Here is a 21,205-nt window from a genome sequence, read left to right as displayed (position 1 = left end):
TGCGCAGAGCGGCCGGAGCCGCCGAGCGGAGGCGAGGCCATGAGTACTGAGTCGCCGACGTTGGGGGGGCGGTTGCAGGGCTGGCCTCCGTTCATGCGGGAGCTGGACGCGACGTTGTCGGTGCACTCCCAGTACGTGCTGTCGGGGAACCTGTACGACAGTTTCCTCGCGCCGCCGCTGGAGGGCGCGGGCCCGGCGCGGCTGCTGCCGCTGCGCGACCTGCTGTGGGAGTCGCTGCGCTCCAGCGGCTTCTCGTTCATGCTGGTGTACGACCCGGTGGACGGCCTCCAGGTGCATCCCGAGGCTGGGGACGAGATCGGCGACCAGGCCGCCGAGGCGGCCGAGCGGCTGCTGGGCAAGCTCAAGGGCGACAAGCCGTCGCTGGAGGGCGTCACCAAGCACCTGGCGGCGGTGGCGCGGCCGGGCGAGGACCTGCGCGCCGCGGTCGTCATCGAGTCGGCGTCGCGGATCGCCCGCACCCCCACCGAGATGGAGCCCGGCGAGCGCGACTTCTTCCGGTTCTGCGCCAAGCTGTCGCGCACCGCGCGGCCGGTGCGGGTGGTCGGCGCGCGGCCCAAGCCGCTGTACAACCCGATCCTGTGGATGGTGGAGCGCCCCGGCGACCTGCCGCCGTGGTTGACCGCCGACAACGAGAACGTGCGCGAGATCACCATCCCGCGCCCGCACCTGGGCGACCGGCAGGAGACCGCGCGGCTGCTGGCGCGCGCGTTCGGGGTCTCGGACGTGGACGCCGACCAGGTCGCCGCGGCGGCCTGTGACGCGTTCGCCGAGCAGGCCGACGGCCTCACCCTCCAGTCGATGATCGAGGTGACCCGGCTGGCCAAGGAGCGCAACGTCTCGCTGGCCGACCTGCCCGACGCGGTGCGCACCTACAAGCTCGGCGTGCTGGACAATCCGTGGAGCCGCGGCCACCTGCGGCGGCGCGTGCTGGAGGGCGAGAAGCGGGTGCCCGAGCGCGTCATCGGGCAGCCGCAGGCGGTCACCAAGACCCTGGACATCCTCAAGCGCGCGGTGCTCGGCCTGTCGGGCGCGCAGGCGACCCGGTCGGGCAGCCGGCCGCGCGGGGTGTTGTTCTTCGCCGGGCCCACCGGCACCGGCAAGACCGAGCTGGCCAAGTCGATCACCGAGCTGGTGTTCGGCGACGAGTCGGCCTACCTGCGCTTCGACATGAGCGAGTTCTCCGGCGAGGGCTCGGGCGACCGGCTGATCGGGTCGCCGCCGGGGTACGTGGGGCACGAGGCGGGCGGCGAGCTGACCAACGCGGTGCGCGAGGACCCGTTCCGGGTGATCCTGTTCGACGAGATCGAGAAGGCGCACCCGCGCATCCTGGACAAGTTCCTGCAGATCCTGGAGGACGGGCGGCTCACCGACGGGCGCGGCAACACCGTGCACTTCTCCGAGGCCATCCTGATCTTCACCTCCAACCTGGGCATGTTCGGCGCGCTGCCCGACATCACGGTGCGCGGCGAGGGCGCGGCGCACGGCGTGCGCGTCCAGAACATCCACCCCGGCATGGACTACGACGAGGTCGAGCACCGCATCAAGAGCGCGGTCGCCGAGCACTTCACCCAGGTGCTGAACCGGCCCGAGCTGCTCAACCGGTTCGGCGACAACGTCGTGGTGTTCGACTTCATCGGCCCCGCGGCCGCCGACAAGATCTTCGACCTCCAGTTCGCCAACATCTGCCGCCGGGTCGCCGAGGAGCACCGGCTGCTCCTGACCGTCAAGGGCGAGGCGCTCCAGACGTTGCGCGAGTGGTGCACCGGCGAGCTCGACAAGGGCGGGCGCGGCATCGGCATGGCGCTGGAGGCGGCGTTCGTCAACCCGCTGGCGCGCGCGCTGTTCGACCGCGAACTGGCGCCCGACGAGCGCCTGACAGTCACCGGCATCCGCCGCGAGGGCTCCATCGTGCACGTGGACCTCCAGTGACCGCCGAACTGCTGCTGGCCAAGGCGCACTACCCGGTGACCGCCCTCGGCCCCGGCGTCCGCGCCGGAATCTGGACGCAGGGCTGCACGCTGCACTGCAACGGCTGCCTGTCACGCGACACCTGGGCGGCCGATCCCGGCAAGGCCGTGCCGGTGGAGGCGGTGCTGGGGTGGCTGGAGTCGCTGCCGGGGCCGGTGGACGGCGTCACGATCTCCGGCGGCGAGCCGTTCCAGCAGCCGGAGGCGCTGCACGCCCTCGTACGCGGGATCCGCGCGTGGCGGGAGAGCAGACCGGACGATGCCGTACCGTTGGACATTCTCGTCTACAGCGGATATGTCTACTCTCGGCTCTCGCGTTCGACCGAGGCACGCGAGATCCTGGACATGTGCGACGCCGTGATCGCGGGGCCGTACGTCGAACGGCTCAACCCGGAAGGGCGACACGCCCGGAGTGGCTCTCTACTCTGGAAAGGGTCGGCCAACCAGCGCGTCGTGCCCCTGTCCCCGCTGGGACGGGACCGGTACGCGACACCGGCCGGGAAGACCGAGCAAGCAGCAGGGCCCCGCATGCAGGTGTCCGTGGACGAGGGGCCGGAGGGAAGGCGGGTGTACTACATCGGAATCCCGCGGAGGGGTGACATGGAGCACCTCACGACGACGCTCGAACGCGCCGGGGTGCGCGCGGGGGATGTGTCATGGCGACCTTGAACTGTCCTGTCTGTGACGAACCGTTCCAGCCGGGCGATCTGCTCTGCCTGAGCTGCGGCGCCAACCTGGCGCGCGCGGGCGGCGGCGGAGCGCGCCGTCCGGGTGGTTACGAGGACCAGCAGCCGCCACGGATTCCACCGCCGCCTGCGCCGGGCCAGCCGCAACACGGGCAGCCCGGACCGCAGCACCAGCCGCCGCCCGGCGACCCCTGGGGCGCACCGCAGCAGCCGCAGCAACCCCCTCAGGACCCTTGGGGCGCACCACCGCAGCAGCACGGCCAGCCCCAACACGGCCAGCCGCCGCAGCAGCAGCACGGGCAACCCCAGCACGGGCAGCCCCAGCAGGACCCGTGGGGTGCACCGCAGCAGCCGCCCCAGGACCCCTGGGGCGCACCGCCGCCGCAGCACGGCCAACCGCCGCAGCAACACGGGCAACCCCAACATGGCCAGCCTCAGCACGGCCAGCCGCAGCACGGGCAGCCGCAGCACGGGCAGCCGGGTCCGCAGCACCAGCCGCCGCCCGGTGACCCCTGGGGCCAGCCGCAGCAACCCCCTCAGGACCCCTGGGGCGCACCGCCGCCGCAGCACGGCCAGCCCCAACACGGGCAGCCCCAACACGGGCAGCCGCAGCACGGCCAACCCCAACACGGCCAACCGCAGCACGGCCAACCCCAGCACGACCCGTGGGGCGCTCCCCCGCCGCAGCACGGGCACCCGCAGGCCCCCCACCAGTCCGGCCCGCCGATGCCCCCGCAGCACGGTCGCGAGGCCACGCTGCTGCCGCCCGAGCACGGCCAGCAGCGGGGCGGCGAGACCGCGTTCATGTGCCCCTACTGCGAGGCGGTGCTGAGCAACCCGAGCGCTGCGCAGTGCGAGTCGTGCCTGCGGCCGCTGCCGCAGAAGGGCACGCCCGTCCTGCGGATGCACTTCCCGACCGGCGAGCTGAAGGTGTCGGTCGGCCAGCACCTGGTGCTGGGCCGCGACGCGGGCCAGTCCCCCGTGGCGGCGACGTTCACCCAGTACGACAACGTGTCCCGGCGGCACTCGACGGTCTGGCTCGACCCGTCGGGAACCGCGTGGGTGCGCGACGAGGGCTCCACCAACGGCACGTTCGTCAACGGCGAGCGCCTGCCGCGCGGTGTGGAGGCCCCGCTGCGCGACGGCGACCAGCTCCGGCTGGCCGCCGACGTGACCGGCACGGTGCAGCTCAACTAGTGCAGCTCAACTAGCGCCGCACGTCCGACCGGCGGCCCGGAGACACGTTCTCCGGGCCGCCGTCGCATGGGCGGCCCCGGCCCGCGATGGACCGCTCCAGCCGTTGCGCATCTGTGATCAACTTCGGGTCAACGCGCAGGTCATGACGCACGTCTTCTGATCACCACGGATCACGTGGCCCTCCCTCGAAAGAAGCTTTGATGCGCAGATTCCTCAGTGCGTCCGTCGCCACGGCCGCGCTCCTCTCCGTCGCCCCCGCGACGGCCGCCCACGCCGCTCCGGCCGTCCGCGCCGCCGCGCCGGCGCCCACCGCCGTCACCGGCGTCTCGGTGGCCTCCGCCACCGACGGTCGGCTGACGGTCGCGGGCAAGCTCACCTCGTCCGGCCGCACGGTCGGCGAGGGTCGTCAGATCATCGTCGAGACCGCCGACGACCAGGGCAAGAACTGGCGCCGCCTCCACCTGTTCAAGGGGGAGAAGTGGCCGGTGACCAAGGCCGACGGCTCGTTCGGCGCGACGTTCAAGTCGATCTACTACCCGCACGGGTACTACCGGTTCCGCTTCCTCGGCGGTCCCAAGTACGCCGCCTCGGTCAGCGCGACCGTGCGCGACCACCGCGTCAACGCGCGCGTGTTCGGCTGGAAGGTCACCCCGACCAAGATCCGCAAGGGCTCCTACGTGACCTTCAGCGGCACGCTGAAGGAGAAGCCCGGCGCGACCTACCGGCCGTTCAAGGGCCAGGTCGTCTCCATCGAGGGCATCGTCAAGGGCGCGAAGACCTGGTACTGGTACAAGCGGCCCAAGACCGACGCCAAGGGCAACTTCAAGGTGCGCTTCCGGGTCTACAAGGACACCTACTTCATCTACGCCTACTACGGCGACAAGAAGCACCTGGTGGACTACCCCGTGAAGACGACGCTGGTGGACGTGCGCTGACCGTCTCCGCGTGAAAAGGGGGCGGCCCCGGGGTTCGTGCTGAACCCCGGGGCCGCCCCTTTCGCGCGTCCGGCTAGCTGGCCGCGCGCTTGGCGCGGGCGCGGGTGCGCTCGCGCTCCTTGGCGTCCAGCACGATCTTGCGGATGCGGACCGAGGCCGGGGTCACCTCGACGCACTCGTCGTCGCGGATGAACTCCAGGCTCTCCTCCAGCGTGAGGATCCGCGGCGGGGTGAGCGTCTCGGTCGTCTCCGACGTGGAGGCGCGCATGTTGGTCTTCTGCTTCTCCTTGGTGATGTTGACGTCCATGTCGTCGGCGCGCGAGTTCTCGCCGACGATCATGCCCTCGTACACCTCGGTGGTCGGCCCCACGAAGAAGGTGCCGCGCTCCTGCAGGTTGGTGATGGCGTAGGCGGTGGCCGCGCCGGAGCGGTCGGAGACCAGCGAGCCGGACGGGCGGGTGCGCAGGTCGCCGAACCACGGCTCGTAGGACTCGAACACGTGGTGGGCCATGCCGGTGCCGCGGGTCTCGGTCATGAACTCGGTGCGGAAGCCGATCAGGCCGCGCGCCGGGACCAGGAACTCCATCCGGATCCAGCCGGTGCCGTGGTTGGTCATCTGCTCCATGCGACCCTTGCGGACCGCCATGAGCTGGGTGACCGCGCCGAGGTGCTCCTCGGGGATGTCGACGGTCAGGCGCTCGACCGGCTCGTGCTTCTTGCCGTCGATCTCGCGGGCGACCACCTGCGGCTTGCCGACGGTGAGCTCGTAGCCCTCGCGGCGCATGTTCTCCACCAGGATGGCGAGCGCCAGCTCGCCGCGGCCCTGCACCTCCCAGGCGTCGGGGCGCTCGGTGGGCAGCACGCGGATGGACACGTTGCCGACCAGCTCGCGGTCCAGGCGGTCCTTGACCATGCGGGCGGTGACCTTGGTGCCCTTCTCGCGGCCGGCCATCGGGCTGGTGTTGGTGCCGACGGTCATCGAGATGGCGGGCTCGTCCACGGTGATGACGGGCAGCGCGCGGGCGTCCTCGGGGTCGGCGATGGTGTCGCCGATCATGATGTCGGGGATGCCGGCGATCGCGATGATGTCGCCGGGGCCGGCCTGCTCGGCGGGCTTGCGCTCCAGCGCCTCGGTCATCAGCAGCTCGGTGATCTTGACCCGGCTGACCGTGCCGTCGCCCTGGATCCAGGCGACCTGCTGGCCCTTCTTGATGACGCCCGCGTGCACCCGGCACAGCGCGATGCGGCCGAGGAAGTTGGAGGCGTCCAGGTTGGTGACGTGCGCCTGGAGCGGCGCGCTCGGGTCGTAGGACGGCGCCGGGATCGTGTCGGTGATCACCTGGAACAGCGGCTCCAGGTCCTCGGAGTCCGGCAGCTCGCCGTCGCCGGGCTTGGTGAGCGAGGCGCGGCCGGCGCGGCCGGAGGCGTAGACGATCGGGAACTCGATCTGGTCCTCGGCGGCGTCGAGGTCCATGAACAGCTCGTAGGTCTCGTCGACGACCTCGTCGATGCGCGCGTCGGGCCGGTCGGTCTTGTTGACGACCAGGATCACCGGGAGCTTGGCCTCCAGGGCCTTGCGCAGCACGAAGCGGGTCTGCGGCAGCGGGCCCTCGGAGGCGTCCACCAGCAGCACGACGCCGTCCACCATCGACAGCCCGCGCTCGACCTCGCCGCCGAAGTCGGCGTGGCCGGGGGTGTCGATGATGTTGATCGTCATCCCGTTGTGCAGGACCGCGGTGTTCTTCGCGAGGATCGTGATGCCCTTCTCGCGCTCCAGGTCGTTGGAGTCCATGACGCGGTCGTTGACGTCCTGGTTCTCACGGAAGGCACCGGACTGCCAGAGCATGGCGTCGACCAGCGTGGTCTTGCCGTGGTCGACATGGGCGACGATGGCGACGTTGCGGAGGTCATCGCGCGTGGAGAAGGGCATACGGGTTCGCCTTGCGTGAGAGTTTGGGTGTGTCGCAGACGTGCGGCATACACCATTCTACTTGGCCCGCCGCCCGGCCCCGCCGCCTCTGCCGCGCCAACTGCCCCAAATATCAGCATTTGGCCATCTTTGAACTTCCTTTGTACTCTCCTGAACGTCCGGTCGTGCCGAGCCCCGCCCCCGGGGCTGCGCCCGGACCGCCTAATCCCCCGCGCGGGGAGCCGGGGACCCGCATCCGTGACCCCCTGGGGTGAATCGGCTCACATCGTGAGCCGTAGGGCGTCTCCTGGCCCGAACCCGTCAGCTAACCCGGTAGGCGGCGAAGGAAGAGGAGAGCCCCGGCTTGGTCCCGGAACCCCGACGACGTCGATCCCCCCTGCCCGCCCGCGTCCCCGTCCGGGTGACCGCCGTCCTGCTGCTGGGGACCGGCCTCGCCGTCCCCGCCGTCGCGCACGCCGCCGCCCAGCCCGGCCGCCCGGCCGCGCGACCGGTCATGGCCGCGACGCCCAAGCCCAGCGAGAGCGAGCTGCGCAAGCAGCTGGACGCCCTCAACACCGAGGCGGAGAAGCTCACCGAGGCGTACAACAAGACGCGGGTGGAGCTCGGCAAGGCCCGCGCCGCCGAGAAGCAGGCCGCCAAGGCCGCCGCCGACCTGGAGCAGCAGGCAGGCCCGGCGCGCGAGCAGATCGGCCGGCTGGCCGCGGCCAACTACATGAACGGCGGGCCCGACTCGTTGTTCCTCGCCAACGGCTCGGCCGACGGGCTGTCGGACTCGGCCTACCTGGCGCAGAACCAGTCCGCGGTCGTGAACCGCCTCCAGGGGCAGATCGACCAGGCGAACAAGGCCTCCCAGGAGGCGAGGCGGCGGGCCGCGCAGGTCCAGCAGGCCACCGACCAGGCACTGAAGGCGCGCGCGGCGGCCAAGGCCAAGGTCGGCGAGGTGATGAAGCAGCTCGACAAGCTGACCACCACCAACGTCAAGGACCCCAAGACCGGCCTCAAGGCGACGGTGAAGGGCTCGGACCTGCCCGCCAAGATGGCGCGCAAGGCGCTGACCAAGATCGGCAGCCCGTACGTGTGGGCGGCCGCGGGCCCGACCACCTTCGACTGCTCGGGCCTGGTCGTGTGGGCCTACGGCGAGCTGGGCAAGAAGGGCCTGCCGCACTACACCGGCGACCTGTACGAGCTGGGCAGCAAGGTCGACAAGGGCGACCTGCGCTCGGGCGACCTCGTGTACTTCGGCGGCAACCTGCACCACATGGGCATCTACCTGAGCGACGGCAAGTACCTGCACGCGCCGCAGACCGGCGATGTGGTGAAGATCTCCAAGCTGGCGGACCGCTCCGACTACGCGGGGGCCAACCGCATCTCCTGATCTTCACCTCTAGCGGGGGTTCGTCCGGAAACCCTACGATCCGTGGTGGTCGTGGCCGGTCATGGACAGTTCGCGGACCGCGCGGCCGGGAGATCAGTACTCTCCCGGCGCAGGTCTCGAACGTCGCCACGGCTTCCCCGGCGTTCACTTCCCTCCCCCGTCCCAAGGAGTCCCGGTGAAGATCCGCAAGCCCGCCCTGCTCACGGCCACCGCCGCCGTCGCCCTGCTGCCGGTCGCCGGCCTGGTCGCCCCCGCGCAGGCCGCCACCGCGCCCAAGCCCCGCGTCAAGGCCGCCGCCGAGGTGCCGGGCCAGGAGCAGCTCATCCAGCTGGTGCTGAGCTGCTTCCCGGCCAACATCCAGGCCGACGTCCAGCAGATCCTGGGCGGCGACTACATCGGCGGCCTGACGCTGCTGGCCAACGACGTCATGAAGCTGACGCCCGCCCAGCTCCAGGAGATCGCCACCAAGCTGCAGGCGATCCTCGGCCAGCTGCCGATCCCGCAGCAGCAGGCGCTGAAGACCCAGCTCAAGAAGGGGCTCACCAAGCAGGAGGCGTTCACCGTCCTGCTGGCGCGCCGCTGACCGCACGCGTACGGGCGTCCACCGGGCCGGTCCGCTCGCGACCGGGCCCGGTGCGCGCCGCTCCCCCGCGGGGCCGGCGGGTCAGCGCAGGTACGGGATGATCGCCTCGACGATCGGCAGGTCACCGGGCAGCCAGTCGACGTCGTAGAGCTCCTCCGCCGACAACCAGCGCAGCTCCAGATGTTCCAGCGCCTGCGGGCGCCCGTCGACCAGCTCGGCCGTCCACACGCGCAGCACGCTGCCGCCCAGCACCAGCGGCCAGTCGCCGCCGACGCGCTCGCCGAGCGCGATCTTGACGCCCAGCTCCTCGTGGCACTCGCGGACCAGCGCGTCCTCGTCGTCCTCGCCCGGATCGACCTTGCCGCCGGGGAACTCCCAGCCGCCGGCCAGCTCCGGCGGCTCGGCCCGCTGCGCGGCCAGCAGCCGCCCGTCCGAGATGATCGCCGCTCCTACCACTACGGTGATGACAACCAGCCCCTCTCTCCCCGTCCATGATGCCGGGCGACCGTGCGGAGGGTGGCCGTCGGGCCGTTCTCACCCCGTTCCGGACGCCCCGGTTCCGGATGAGACGCCTTCGGAGGGGCCCGCGGTTCCGTTCGGAGCGGCGGCGCGGGCCTCGGCGACGGTCCGGACGGCCGCGTCGACGATCTCCGCAAGGTGGTCGCCGTGCGCGCCGCGCCAGTAGACCTGGCCGCAGTCGGAGCACTTGCCGTACACGTCGTAGCTGCGGCGGGTGCCGTCGGCCAGGGCGTCCTCGACCTCGTCCTTGGCGGCGGCGACCAGCTCGCCGTTGCAGGCGGTGCAGCGCGTCCAGGGGCTCAGCTCGGGCGCGAACCGCTCCAGCAGGTCGCGCAGCTGGTCGTCGGGCCGGGAGCTGCGCACGTGCGCGCCCAGCCACAACGCGCGGCGGCGCAGCAGGCCGCGGTCCTGGGTGAGCAGCACCCGGCGCTCGGCGTTGGCCTGCACGACCAGCGCGGGGTCGTCCATGTCGTTGTGGTAGGCGGTGTCCAGGCCCAGCAGCCGCATCCGCCGCGCCAGCGTGCCCAGGTGCACGTCCAGCAGGAAGCGCGGCGCGCGCTGGCCGGGCTCCAGCGGCACCGGCTGCGGGCGCGGCACCGCCGCCACCGTGACCCGCTGGCCCGGGACGGGCTGGTGCGACGGGTCGGCGGGCGCGCCGTCCACCGTCAGCGGGCCGACCTCGGGCAGCGGGACGCCCAGCGACTCGATCAGGTGCCCCAGCGTCGAGGTCCCGTCGGTGGCCACCCGCTGCTCGGCGCGCCGCCGGGAGGCGGGCAGGAACAGCAGCAGGTCGGCGGCGACGTCAAGGTGTATGTCGGGATCGTCCACGCCGCCAGCATGCCACGCGCCGCCAGGCGATCACCGCTGGTTTTCCCGGGGCGTCAGCCGCCCGGCTGGTCCAGGGCCAGCTCCGACAACTTCTTCTTCAGGGAGGGGTGGGCGAGCGGGCGGGTCGCGCCGATCCAGTCGCCGCGCTTGTAGGGGGTCACGGTGATCGCCGGGCGGCAGGCGGTGCACCGCGCCACGATCATCTTGTTGTCGGCGATCACCATGCCGACATGGCCGGGGTTGTTGGAAGCGGTTCCGGGGCCGGAGTTGAAGAACACCAGGTCGCCGGGGCGCTCCTCGCCCTTCTTGATCTTGATGCCGAACGGCCACTGCTCGAAGGTGGTGCGCGGGATGCCGAGCCCGACCGACCGGTAGGCGGCCTGGAGGAGGCTGGAGCAGTCCCAGGCGTCGGGGCCGTTGGCGCCGAACACGTAGGGCTTGCCGCGCTGCGCCATCGCGAACGCGATGATGCGCTGCACCGCGCCCCCGGCGTTGGCGGGCAGGTCGTTGTCCTCGCACTTGACGCCGTTGGACTGCACGACCTTGAAGTCACCGCCGCTGTACTTGCCCGCCCACTCCAGGACGAGGTTCACGTAGTCCCAGGAGTGGTTGTACATGAACAGCGCGGTGCGCATCCGCTCCGGGGCGCCGTTGTGCTTGATGTAGCGGGCGGCGGAGGGGATGGCGTCGGCGGGGTCGTAGCGGTCCTTCTTCTTGTCGTTGTTGCCGTCCACGGCGAACGCCTTGAACGTGGCCTCCAGGAACTGCATGGGGCCGCCCGCTCCGGCGTAGTTCTCGCCGTTGGCGACGCCGGGCAGCTTGGAGGTGCCGTGGCCGGTCTCGACCTTGCCGATGCCCGCCAGCACGTTCCACGGGACGCCGTAGTCCTTGCCCGCCTTCTTGTACAGCTCCAGGTAGTTGGCGGGGATGGCGCGGGCGTCGGCGGCCTCGCCGGGCTGGCTGCCCGCCTTGGAGGTGTCGACGCAGTTGTCGCCGTTGGCGCCGCCGCCCCACATGAACTGGCTCGCGCCGAACAGCACCGGGACGATCAGCAGGGCGCCGAACAGAACCGCGGCCGCGCCGAGCGCGACGGCGGCCAGCAGCCTGCGGCGGGTCATTCGACGTCACCGGCCTGCCCGGCGTCGGCGGGCTCGAAGGCGTACACGCGCAGCGAGCCGCCGTTGCGCGCGACCGTGACCGCGTACTTCTCGCTGGCGTCGCTCTGCTTGCCGCCCTTGGTGAGCTGCTGCTTGCCGGTGACCAGGAAGATGATCGAGTTGTCCTCGATGGTGCGGACCCGGTCGAGGGTGGCCGAGCCGGTCGCGGCAGCCTGCTGCTGGCGGCGCTCCTCCAGCATGCCGGGGGCGGACGCGCCGCGTTCGAGCTCGGTGCGCAGCTCGTCGGTGACCAGGCCGTTCAGCCGGGCCATGTAGGTCTGGGGAGGCTCGTCGAAGCGGAAGGTGCCGTAGGCGGCGGTGAAGCGCTGCGCGATGTCGGCGGCCGTGGCGAACTCCTGGTTGCTGAACGGCAACAACCGGTAGATGTCGAAGGCCTTGGGGTCGACGGCGGTGGCGATGCCCGGCGGCGGGGAGGCGGGGCCGCTGCTCGGGATCGGCGCCGCCGACGGCCCCCGGGTGGTGGAGCGCGCCGGCTCGTCGCCGGGCGCCGCCGCCGTCAGGTAGACCCCGACGGCGGTCAGCGCCACCACCAACCCGCCGAACAGGAGCTTGCGCTGGCGGTCGGTCGGGTTCATTGCTCGTCGCGCCCCTGCTCACCCGAGGGCCGGTCCACCGGCCGCAACCAGAACGGGATGGGCGGGGCGGCCTCTTCGGAGCCGCGCTTGCCCCACAGGGGCGGCGGGGCCTGCCCACCGCCTGGCGCGGGGGCGGCGGACGCCCCGCCGTTGCCACCGGACGCGCCGCCACCGCCGGTGCGGGGCTTGGGAACGTTGGAGGCGGGGTCGGCGGGCTTGCTCTTGGGCGCGGCTCCGCCGTTCTTGCCGCGCGCGGGGGCCGAGCCACCGCTGGAGCCGCCGCCTGCGCGGCTGCGTCCACGGCTGCCGGACAACCAGCCGCCGCCACCGGCGGCACCGCCCGACGCACCACCGGACGCGCCGCCTCCGGACGCGCCACCGGATGCACCGCCGGAGGCTCCACCGCCGCCGGTGACGCCGCGGCCGGTCCAGGACGTGGGACGCGAGGTCCCGCCGCCGGACGTCGCGCCGCCGCTCGATCCGCCGCCGTCACGTCCGCCGCCGCCCGTTCCGGCCGCAGCGGCGCCCGCCAGGCCACCGCCACTGCCACCGCTTGGGCGGGCGGGCGCGGCGCCGTTGCCGTCGCTGACCGCACCGGCGCGCGAGGGCAGGTTCAGCGGAGGAGCGCCGCGCCGCGAACGGCCCTGCGCCGCCGCGGCGCCCGCGTTGCGCGGCTTGGCCGCCAGCACCGGCGCCGCGTCCGGCGACGGCGACTCGCCCGCTCCGGCGGCCCCACCGCCCCGCCGGTCCGCGCCCGCACCGACCGACGCGTCGGTCAGCGCCGCCGCGTTCTGGTCGGCGTTCGGGTCGCCCTTGCCGCGCATGCCGAGCCGGTAGCCCGCCGCGCCCGGCACGACCGCCGCGCCGACCGCCGTGGTGCTCTTGCGCGCCTCCATCACCGACTTGTCGAGTTGGCGCTCGCCCTTCTCGCGCGCGCCGACCGCCGAGTAGCCGACCGCTGAGAACAGGTGCTGGAACGGCTTGCGGTAGATGAACGCCGCGAACGTCACCAGCGCGATCAGCAGGATCTGCAGCGCCCAGGGCAGCGCCTCGCCGAGGATGAGCCCGTAGGCCCACAACAGCAGGGACAACACCCCGATCAGCGCGGCCTGCTTGAGCAACATCGACAACAGCAACTCCAGCCAGCGCACCGCGATCACCCGGCCGATGCCCGGATGGATGCCGATGCCCAGGAAGATCGGTCCGGCCACCAGCAGCAGCAGGAACGCGATCTTCACCACGATCAGCGCGATCGCGATCACCATGATCAGCAGGCCGGCGACCAGCGCCGCGAACAGCCCGCCGAAGGCCACCGCCAGGCGGTTGGTCCAGTTCTTGCCCTGGAAGGTGGCGTAGACGCCGGGATGCTCCTCCTTGATGTTCTTGGTGACGTCCTTGTAGGCGTCGGCCTTCTTGGCGAGGTCGACCTTCGCGCCGCCGTGCGTCTCGGGCAGGTCGACCGCCTGCGACCACAGCAGCTTGTCGGCGTTGTCCTTGACGACCTTGGCGTTGGGGTCGGTGGTGCCGAACTCGCCCATCAGCCACGGCTTGCACACCAGCGCCACCCACAGGCCGTTGGCGTTGCGGGTGGTGGCGTCCACGTCGGTGGCGGCGGCGGGGTTCGGCCTGCCCTCGGGGGCCGGGACGCAGGTGCTGCCCTTGGTGTCGCTCTGCGGCAGCGCGGCGTTGAACGCGGCGCTGGTCGCCTCCGACACCTTGGTGCCCAGCGTGGTGAAGTCGGCGGGCCGCGCGATCAGCCAGATCAGCGCCACCATCGCCGCGACCATCCAGATCACGCCCTCGGTGACCTTGCTGGCCCGCTTGCGCACCAGACCCCACCAGGCCAGCCACATCGCGCCGAGGATGACCACCCACGACCAGTAGCGGGCGTTGAAGGTCTTGCCGATGCCGCTGATGACACCGTCCACGGTGCTCTTCAACCAGCCGAGCAGCGACTCGGAGGCGGCGGCCTGGTAGACGCTGATGGTGGTGCGGTCGATGGTGCGGACCAGGGTGAAGGTCGTGTTGGCCAGGGCGTTGCCCATCATGGCCATCGCGTCGGCGCAGCCCATGTCGACCGCGTACCAGTTCTGGCCGGCGGTGCCGTAGCGGTCGTAGTAGGTGAGCTTCTCGACCGGGGTGGTGCGCAGCTTCTCGCTGGGGTAGTCGGGCGGCTTGATGAGGCCGTCGGTGCCCGAGCCGTACTGCTCAGGTGCGGGGCTGTCGGCGGGGCGGCAGGCGTCGCCGGGGCTCGGCAGCGGGATCGAGGCGACCGCGGGCGACACCGGACTGAGCAGGAACAGCGATATCAGGATCAGCAGCACCGCCGAACGGCGGCGGCGTGGCCTGGCGGTCCGGCGCGCCCGGCGGGCGTCCCGGCGCAGCCGCGCCGGGTCCAGACCTTCGCCCGGAGAACGTTGGACACGCGGTGCTCGGTGGCGGGGACCCCTCATGACCGAACCTCCTTGACGTCGACCCCCGCCGGCACTTGCTCGGTCCCGGGACGGGACCGCGTCGGGTTGGTGTCCAGCCAGCGCCGGAGCTCCTCGGAGATCAGGTCCACGCCGATCCGGCCGGCCCGGCCGTCCAGGTCGCGGAACACGCACTCGCCGTTGCCCAGGTTGCGCAGCACGGCCTTGTGCTCGTCGGACGTCTCCACCCCCAGCAGGGACATCACGTTGCCGACCTCGACCCGCTCGGAGGAGCGGAAGGAGAACACCGACGACAGGCAGTTGGTCACCTGCTCGTTCAGCAGGTCGCCCGCGTTCTGCGACACCAGGATCAGCGCGGTGTTGCGCGAGCGCCCCATCCGCGACACCTCCGGCACCAGCTTGGCGCCCTCGGGCGTCGAGGTGATGGCCCACGCCTCGTCCAGGAAGATCGCCTTGGGCATGCGCCGGTCCAGGCCGTGCATCAGGCGCCGCGCGAACTGCGACACCAGGTACATCAGCGCGACCGACAGGCGCTGCTCGTAGGAGTAGTCCTCGCGGCCGATCGCCACGTCCGGCAGCGTCAGGCCGCCGAGGGTGAACACCGTGGTCCAGCCCGCCGAGTCGATGCGCTCGCCGCCGGAGGGGTCGAAGCAGAGCCGGGCCAGCCGCATCTCCGACATCGACCGCAACACCGCGCCCAGGTTCTTGGACGCGGGGTCCTCGGCGGCCTCCAGGTAGTCCACGACCTTGCCGAGCGAGGGGCGCTCGGCGTTGGCGACCGCGCCGACCGCCTGGACCATCGCCGACTCGCGCTCCTCCGACATGCGCGGCAGCAGCAGCCGCAACGTCTCGGTGGCCATCGTCTTCTTGGCGGCCAGGTCGTCGCCGAAGGAGAACGGGTCGAGCAGGCCCGGCGCGGCCGAGCCCAGCGGCAGGATGCGGGCCTTGCGGCCGCGCGCCTTCAGCAGCTCCACCAGCGACTCGGCGTCGCCCTTGGGGTCGATCGCCGCGATCGTCACCCCGCGCAGCGCCATCTGGTAGATCAGCAGCAGCGCCAGCGTGGTCTTGCCGCCGCCGGGCTCGCCGGTGATGGCGACGGCGGTCGGGCGGTTGCGGGCGGCGGCGACCAGCGGGTCGAAGTGCACGATGGAGCGCGCCCGGCCCAGCGTCTCGCCGATGTAGGGGCCGATCCAGCCCTCGTCGTTCTCGTCGGGCCGGTCGCCGAGGTCGACCGTCGCCACCGGCATGCCGCCCGCGATGGTGCGCAGCGGCTGCCGCTGCGCGTAGGCGTTCAGCCGGATGCGGTCGCCGGGCAGCGACTCGCTGAACAGCGAGAACTGGTCGCCGGTGGAGTTGACCACGTCGATGCCGATGTCGCGGTAGTGCTCGACGACCGCGTCCACCCGCTGCGCCAGCAGGTCGGCGGTCGGCGCGGACACGATCAGCCGGTGCCAGCCGTACACGAACGGCAGGCGCTCCTTGGTGATGCCGTGCTCCAGCATCCGCGCCGCGTCGATCTGCTCGGCCAGAGCGATCGGGGCCTCCGCGCCCGCCTCACGGATGTGCTGGTCCATGTCGCGGGCGTGCGCGAGCTTGCGCGAGACGTCCTTGGACGCCTTGGCGGGCGGGATCAGCTTCATCCGCGAGCTGATCTCCACCGGGAACGGCAGCGCGTCGGCGTAGTGGAACCACGGCTCGCCGTCGGGGAACGGCATCATGTCCGGGAACCGCGCGAACGACAGGTAGGCCACATACGACTGCGCGGTCGCGCCGCCGCCCGCGCCGGTGAAGTTGGCCTGCTCGACCCGCAGGTAGGAGCGGCCGTTGTGGATCGCGCCCTCGACCAGCGCCTCGATCTCGCCCTTGCCCCAGGTGCGGCGCTGCACCGCCGACGGCGGGGGGTCGGCCAGCGACGCGGTCACCGCGTGCTGGAACAACCACGCGACCTCGGTGGAGGTGGCGTGCCGCGCGTACAGCGCCGATCCGCCCAGCGCCCGGCCGATGCGCTCGGCCTGCTCGGTCCAGCGCGCGATCTCCTTCTTGTCGATCGCGTCGTCCTCGATGCCGAGCGTCTGCTCGCTGCGCTTGTAGAAGCCGAGCAGCTGCGCGATCGCGCCGCCCGACAGCTGCGCGCCCATGCCGCGCGGCCCGAGCCGCACCCCGAGGTAGACCTCCTTGGTCCAGAAGTCCTTGGACCACACGTGGGCGTAGGTCTCCTCCAGGTACTCGCGCCAGCCCGGACCGCCGTCGGAGGTGCGGTCCAGCGCCAGCGCCCACTCGGCGGCCGGGTAGGTGCGGTGCGCGATGCGCAGGTGCACCTCGGCGTCGGTCATCCGGATGCCGGCCAGCGCGATGGTGATGTTGGTGGCGAGCGCCTCGCGCTCCTCGCCGGTGGTGAACTCGTAGGACACCGTGGGCAGCCGGAAGTACGCCCAGGCGGCGTTGTCGGTGAGCAGTACCCGGTCGTCGAAGTACCGCACGGCTAGTCGGCTGGACCGGGCCTTGGACGCCCTGCTCATCGCCTCGCCTCCGCTCGCCCGGCCACGGCCGTGCCGCGCGCCGCCTTCCCGCGCCGGGGGGTCCTCGGTCCGGACGGCGCGCGTCCGCTCGCGCTCATTCGGCTGCGCTCCGTCCGGCACGTGGCGGGCGGGTAGGGGCGCTCATCGGGTGGCCTCCTGCTCCTGCTGAAGCTCCTGGTAACGCTCGGGCACGACGGTGAACCCGCCGGCGACGACGCCGGCGAGGGCAAGATAGGCACGCCGCGTCGGCGCCCGCAACGATTTCAGCTCGTTGCGGGGCGCGCGGTCCATGCTGAGGTGATCGTCCCACGGGATGCGCACCAGCGCCCGGCAACGGCCCCGCGCCACCGCCTCGGCTTGTTCAACATCATCCATGCTGCGGCGGCTGACGCCGTTGATGACGGTCACCGCGCGCGAGCGCAGCTCGTGGTAGCCGTGCCCGTCCAGCCACTCGAACGTCATCGAGACGGCGCGGGGGGCGTCCGCGCTGGCGGGCGCGACCAGGACGATCTGGTCGGCGTAGGGCAGCACGCGCGCGACCACGGCGGCGGCGGCGTCCAGCAGCGTCACCGAGTAGAACCGGTCGATGGTGCGGATCGCCAGCGCGTAGTCGCGGTCGTCCAGCGCCTGGAGCGGGTTCTTCCCGGCCGCGATCACGTCCAGGCCGGACTTGGCCTGCGAGGTGTAGCGGCGCATCGCGGTCAGGCTGTTGACCTGGTCGGCGCGGGTGATCAGGCCGGTCAGCGTCTCGTTGGTCTCGCTGCGGGTGCGGCGCGCCAGCGCGCCCGGCCCGGGGTTGACGTCGATCGCCACGACCGGCTCGCCGTTGTGCTGGGCGAAGGTGTGGCCGAGCATCAGCGCCGTGACGGTCTGGCCCGCGCCGCCGGTGCAGCCCAGCACGACGATGTGCCGGGTGCCCTGGAAGGGCTGCTGGAGGCGGAGCTGGTACTCGGCGTCGGCCTCGCCGTGCCCGCCGCCGACCGCGTGGATGAGGCGGCGCAGGCCGCCCGCGGTGACCTCGTGCTCGGGGTCGGGCGGGGTGATGGCGGGCTCGGACGGCGGGGCGGCCGGGGGCGGCGGCAGGGGCCGCGGCCGCACCGGGGAGGCGGGCCCGGACCGCACCTCGCGCGGCGGCGGCTCCTCGTCCGGGACGGGCAGCGGCGGCTCCATGCGGGGCGGCTCGGGCTTGACGGGCGTGCCCTGCGGCGGCCGGGGCGGCGGCCCCTGCGTGGGGAACCGGCCCGGCTGCGGCCCGGCGGGCCGCTGCTGCCGGCCGGGCTTGCCGGCGTCGTGCCGGGGCGGCGGGACCGGCGGCCAGACCATGGCGTCGGTACCGGCGGGCTGCACGGGCTTGGACAACCCCTTGGACCACGGCTTGGGCGGCTGCTGCGGCCGAGGCGGCTGCTGGGACTGCTGCGGCTGCCCTGGCGCGGCGGGCTTCTCCGGCTGCTGCTGCGGACCTTGGGCGGCGGGCTTCTCTCCCTGCGGCTGCGGTCCCTGAGCAGCGGGCATGTCCCGTTGCGGCTGCTGCGGACTTTGGGTGGCTGGCTGCTGCGGCTGCTGCGATGGGCCTTGGGCAGCGGGCTTCTCCCGTTGCGGCTGCTGCGGTTCCTGGGCGGCGGGCCGCTCCGGCTGCGACTGCGGGCTCGGGGCGGCGGGCTTCTGCGGCTCGGGTGCGCCAGGCTTCTGTGGCTTGAACGCAACGGTCTTGTCCCGCGGCGGCTGTGGCCCCCGGGCGGCGGGCGTGTCCGGCTGCGGTTGCTGCGGTCCCTGGGCGGCGGGCTTCTCCGGCTCCGGCGCGGTGGGCTTGCGCGTGGGGTCCTTGGCAGGACGCCACTCGGTCTCCTGCCGCTCCCGCTTGCCTGCGGCACCGCCGAAGGCGCCCGGCACCGTGGGGATGTCGGGCCGCGTGGGCGCGGGCGGCCGGACAGGCGAGGACGGCCCGGCGGGCGCGCCCTCCTGCCCGCGGACGCCTTCCCCCGCCTGCGCGGCGGGCACCTGCGGGATGTCGCGACGCGTGGTGTCATGCCGCTGCGACAGGTCCTGCCTGGTCTGCTCGCCGGACCGCTGCCGGTCCTGCTGCTGGTCCGTGGCGGCCGGAACCTGTGGGATGTCGTGCCGGGTAGCGGCGGCATCGGCACGCTCGGCCTGCGCAGCGGGAACCTGCGGCGCGGCGTCCGGCTTCTCGGCTTCCGGCTGGGCGGGAGCCTGCGGCGCGACCTCGGATTCGGCAGGCTGGGGCCGCTGCGCCGGTGCGGACGGCTCCCCGAACTGTGGCGGCCGTGCTGGTACGGGCCGCTCGGCTGGAGCGGCCGGAGCCTGCGGCGCAGGCTGCTCAGCAGGCTGAGACCGCGCCGCCGGTGCAGACGGCTCAGTGTGCCGCGGTGGCTGCGCCGGCGTGGGCTGCTCGGCCTGCGCAGCCGGGACCTGCGGCGCAGGCCGCTCGGCACGAGCGGCCGGGGCCTGCTGCGCCGGTGCAGACTGGTCCGGGCGCTGCGGCGGCTGCGCCGCGGTGGGCTGCTCAGCCTGGGCAGCCGGGACCTGCGGTGCAGGTTGGTCGGGGCGCTGTGGTGGTTGCGCCGGGGTGGGCTGCTCGGAGTGGGCGGCGGGAGTTTGTGGCTCTTCCGGTCCGCTGGAGGGCTGGGGTGCCCTCGCGGTTCGCTCCGGGCGCGGCGGAGGGGCCGGTGGGGGGAAGGGCACCGGCGGCATCGCGGCCTTGGGCTTGCGCTTGCCCGCCACGCGCACGTCGCCCGGCTCGCCGTTGAACTCCGGCTCCGGAGCTTCGGCGGCGGGCTTCTGCTGGGGGATGTCCGGGCGGGTGGCCGGGGGTGGTGTGGACGCGGTGGCCTCCGGAGCGGGGTCGGTGGGCGCGGGCGGGGCGATGGCCTGCCAGAAGTCCACCGCGCCGCCGGGACGGCGCACGCCCGACGCGAACGCGCGCTTGCCCGAGCCGACGGTCGGGGCGGCCGGCTTCTCGGCGGGCTGCTGCGGCGGCGGCACTTCGAGCCGCGGCGTGGCGGGCGGGTGCGCGAGGTCGGCGGCGGGCGTCTCGGCCGGGAGGCCCGGCGGGACGGGCGCGTCGTCCTCGTGCGCGATGTCGCGGCTGGAACGCCGCCACGGCCGTGCCGCACGGCGTGGATTGGCCGCCGCTTCGGACGGTGCCTGCGCGGCCGGTGTCTCTTCGGCCGCCGGTTCCTCCTCGGCCGGGGCGGGAGTCGCCTGGGCCCGCAGGGCGGGGGGCTGGGCGGGTGCAGGCTCGGTGGCCCGGAGTCGCTGGGGTTCTGCGGGCGGGGCCGGTTCGGCGGCGCGGGCGGGCGGGACCGCCTGGGCCGTCGCCATCGCGTCGTCCGGCTCGGCGGCAGGACGGGCGGCGGGGATCTCCGCGACCGGCGTCTGCTCGGCCGGCGTCTCCTCCACCCGTGCCTTGGCGAACCTCCGCTTGCGGGAGCGCTTGGCCGGGCGTTCCTCGGCGGGAGCCGCCACCTGGGCCGCGTCGCGCTGGGCCTCGTACTCCGCCAGCGGTTGCGGCGCGGACGCCATCGCCGGGGTCGGCTGCGGCGCGGCGATCTCCTGCGGGAGGGGGGCTTCTTCCACCAGCGGGCGCGCCTTGCGGGACTTGCGCGCCTTGCGGCGGGACTTCACCGCGGCGCGCTCGGCCGCCGCCACCGGGGCCGGGGCCTGGGGGCGGCGCCAGACGCGGGCGACGACCACGACCTCGCGCGGCTCGCGGATCGGGGTCAGCCGGCACCAGGTGCGCGGCTCCGACAGGTAGCGGCTGTGCGACAGCAGCAGCTCGGTCAGCCGCTTGCCCTCGATGACCGGGCGGGTGGCCAGCCAGGTCAGCACGCCCGGCGGGACGACGTACAACACGTGCCACGGCGACTCGAAGGGGATGCCGACAAAGCGCAGCAGCACGATCCACGGCACGAACACGCCGGCGAACACGCCGATCTGGACGAGCGGCAGAGGCATCGGAAGCCGCAGGTCGTACAACTTGTACAGCCGCTTCTCGATGCGCCAGATGTTCGTGTACGTGGGTAGATCCACGCCCCTACTCCCCTACCTGTGCGCGCACAGTGTCGCCTGCCGGGCCCGCCGGGGGGCCTGTCCCGGCCTCGGTGTCGGCCGTCCTCAGCTGATGTCCACGCCGAGGGCCTTGGCTATCGCCCTGGCCGTCGTCTCGATGATGTTGGGAACGTAGAAGACCACTCCAATGCCGATCGCGAGGACGATGAATTGCACGAACCTGGTGATCTCCCGGGTGAACAGGAAGAAGATCGCCACAATGGAGACGATCACCAGGAACAGCGGGCCGAAGATCTGGCGCAGCCAGTCCGCCAGCTGGTCGGTCTTCAGTTCGTCGTTGTTGGGCGCCGCCAGGATCTCGTGCGGAATCGACGCCATGATGTGGTGCAGCATCGACGGGTTACCTTCCTGGGTCGCCGGGTGTCACGGGGCAG

16 protein-coding genes and 1 riboswitch are annotated in these 21,205 nt (G+C 72.7%); of the genes, 6 read left to right on the top strand and 10 right to left on the bottom strand.

The window, feature by feature from the left end:
* Positions 1 to 39 precede the first annotated feature (39 nt).
* Together AH6_RS09540 and AH6_RS42220 are read left to right on the top strand one after the other, a co-directional pair.
* Positions 40 to 1,950, top strand: a complete 1,911-nt coding sequence (locus AH6_RS09540) for an AAA family ATPase (RefSeq protein ID WP_067476932.1) — start codon at positions 40 to 42, stop codon at positions 1,948 to 1,950.
* Complete coding sequence (locus AH6_RS42220; RefSeq protein WP_083982502.1) at positions 1,947 to 2,657, top strand: 4Fe-4S single cluster domain-containing protein; 711 nt, start codon at positions 1,947 to 1,949, stop codon at positions 2,655 to 2,657. The genes AH6_RS09540 and AH6_RS42220 overlap by 4 nt, the downstream gene beginning before the upstream one ends.
* On the opposite strand, the gene AH6_RS09535 is transcribed toward AH6_RS42220, so the two are convergent.
* Positions 2,561 to 3,334, bottom strand: a complete 774-nt coding sequence (locus AH6_RS09535; protein ID WP_157431367.1) for a hypothetical protein — start codon at positions 3,332 to 3,334, stop codon at positions 2,561 to 2,563. The two genes, AH6_RS42220 and AH6_RS09535, sit on opposite strands and share 97 nt — an antisense overlap.
* A gap of 66 nt (positions 3,335 to 3,400) precedes the next feature.
* Between AH6_RS09535 and AH6_RS09530 the strand changes: the two genes are divergently transcribed.
* Both AH6_RS09530 and AH6_RS09525 read left to right on the top strand, forming a co-directional pair.
* Positions 3,401 to 3,871 (top strand): FHA domain-containing protein, encoded by a 471-nt coding sequence (locus AH6_RS09530; protein WP_067476926.1) that lies wholly within the window; start codon positions 3,401 to 3,403, stop codon positions 3,869 to 3,871.
* Positions 3,872 to 4,071: 200 nt separating this feature from the next.
* On the top strand, positions 4,072 to 4,806 hold the full coding sequence (locus tag AH6_RS09525) for a hypothetical protein (RefSeq protein ID WP_067476923.1): 735 nt from the start codon (positions 4,072 to 4,074) through the stop codon (positions 4,804 to 4,806).
* A gap of 73 nt (positions 4,807 to 4,879) precedes the next feature.
* Here AH6_RS09525 and typA read toward each other — a convergent pair whose 3' ends face one another.
* Entirely contained in the window at positions 4,880 to 6,736 is a 1,857-nt protein-coding gene (typA, locus tag AH6_RS09520) for a translational GTPase TypA (protein ID WP_067476920.1), read from the bottom strand.
* Between the two features lie 188 nt (positions 6,737 to 6,924).
* Positions 6,925 to 7,070: riboswitch (cyclic di-AMP (ydaO/yuaA leader) on the top strand.
* Between the two features lie 9 nt (positions 7,071 to 7,079).
* Here typA and AH6_RS09515 point away from each other — a divergent pair.
* The gene (locus tag AH6_RS09515) at positions 7,080 to 8,111 is read left to right on the top strand and encodes a C40 family peptidase (RefSeq protein ID WP_067476917.1); all 1,032 of its coding nucleotides are present in this window, start codon (positions 7,080 to 7,082) and stop codon (positions 8,109 to 8,111) included.
* A gap of 175 nt (positions 8,112 to 8,286) precedes the next feature.
* Complete coding sequence (locus AH6_RS09510) at positions 8,287 to 8,694, top strand: hypothetical protein (RefSeq protein ID WP_067476914.1); 408 nt, start codon at positions 8,287 to 8,289, stop codon at positions 8,692 to 8,694.
* Positions 8,695 to 8,775: 81 nt separating this feature from the next.
* On the opposite strand, the gene AH6_RS09505 is transcribed toward AH6_RS09510, so the two are convergent.
* The 8 genes from AH6_RS09505 to AH6_RS09470 form a co-directional block, all read right to left on the bottom strand.
* Positions 8,776 to 9,159, bottom strand: a complete 384-nt coding sequence (locus AH6_RS09505; RefSeq protein ID WP_373861767.1) for a (deoxy)nucleoside triphosphate pyrophosphohydrolase — start codon at positions 9,157 to 9,159, stop codon at positions 8,776 to 8,778.
* A gap of 69 nt (positions 9,160 to 9,228) precedes the next feature.
* The gene (locus AH6_RS09500; protein ID WP_157431366.1) at positions 9,229 to 10,041 is read right to left on the bottom strand and encodes a Mut7-C RNAse domain-containing protein; all 813 of its coding nucleotides are present in this window, start codon (positions 10,039 to 10,041) and stop codon (positions 9,229 to 9,231) included.
* A gap of 53 nt (positions 10,042 to 10,094) precedes the next feature.
* Positions 10,095 to 11,159 carry a C40 family peptidase gene (locus tag AH6_RS09495; RefSeq protein ID WP_067476907.1) on the bottom strand — a complete coding sequence of 355 codons (1,065 nt, stop codon included), beginning with the start codon at positions 11,157 to 11,159 and terminating at the stop codon, positions 10,095 to 10,097.
* Positions 11,156 to 11,794: a hypothetical protein gene (locus AH6_RS09490; RefSeq protein WP_067476904.1), complete on the bottom strand. Its 639-nt coding sequence runs from the start codon at positions 11,792 to 11,794 to the stop codon at positions 11,156 to 11,158. The genes AH6_RS09495 and AH6_RS09490 overlap by 4 nt, the downstream gene beginning before the upstream one ends.
* On the bottom strand, positions 11,791 to 14,247 hold the full coding sequence (locus AH6_RS46550) for a type IV secretion system protein (RefSeq protein ID WP_067476901.1): 2,457 nt from the start codon (positions 14,245 to 14,247) through the stop codon (positions 11,791 to 11,793). Before AH6_RS46550 ends, AH6_RS09490 begins: the two co-directional genes overlap by 4 nt.
* Positions 14,244 to 16,745, bottom strand: coding sequence for an ATP-binding protein (locus AH6_RS09480; protein WP_067477295.1), 2,502 nt, complete (start codon positions 16,743 to 16,745; stop codon positions 14,244 to 14,246). The genes AH6_RS46550 and AH6_RS09480 overlap by 4 nt, the downstream gene beginning before the upstream one ends.
* Positions 16,746 to 16,886: 141 nt before the next feature.
* Complete coding sequence (locus AH6_RS09475) at positions 16,887 to 20,792, bottom strand: TcpE family conjugal transfer membrane protein (protein ID WP_067476898.1); 3,906 nt, start codon at positions 20,790 to 20,792, stop codon at positions 16,887 to 16,889.
* An 84-nt stretch (positions 20,793 to 20,876) separates the two neighbouring features.
* Positions 20,877 to 21,164, bottom strand: a complete 288-nt coding sequence (locus AH6_RS09470) for a hypothetical protein (protein WP_067476895.1) — start codon at positions 21,162 to 21,164, stop codon at positions 20,877 to 20,879.
* Positions 21,165 to 21,205 lie beyond the last annotated feature (41 nt).

It is taken from the genome of Actinomadura hibisca NBRC 15177 (assembly GCF_001552635.1).
Classification (GTDB): domain Bacteria; phylum Actinomycetota; class Actinomycetes; order Streptosporangiales; family Streptosporangiaceae; genus Spirillospora; species Spirillospora hibisca.
Note: the sequence above shows the minus strand (reverse complement) of the source record. Positions and strands in the feature narration are given on the sequence as shown.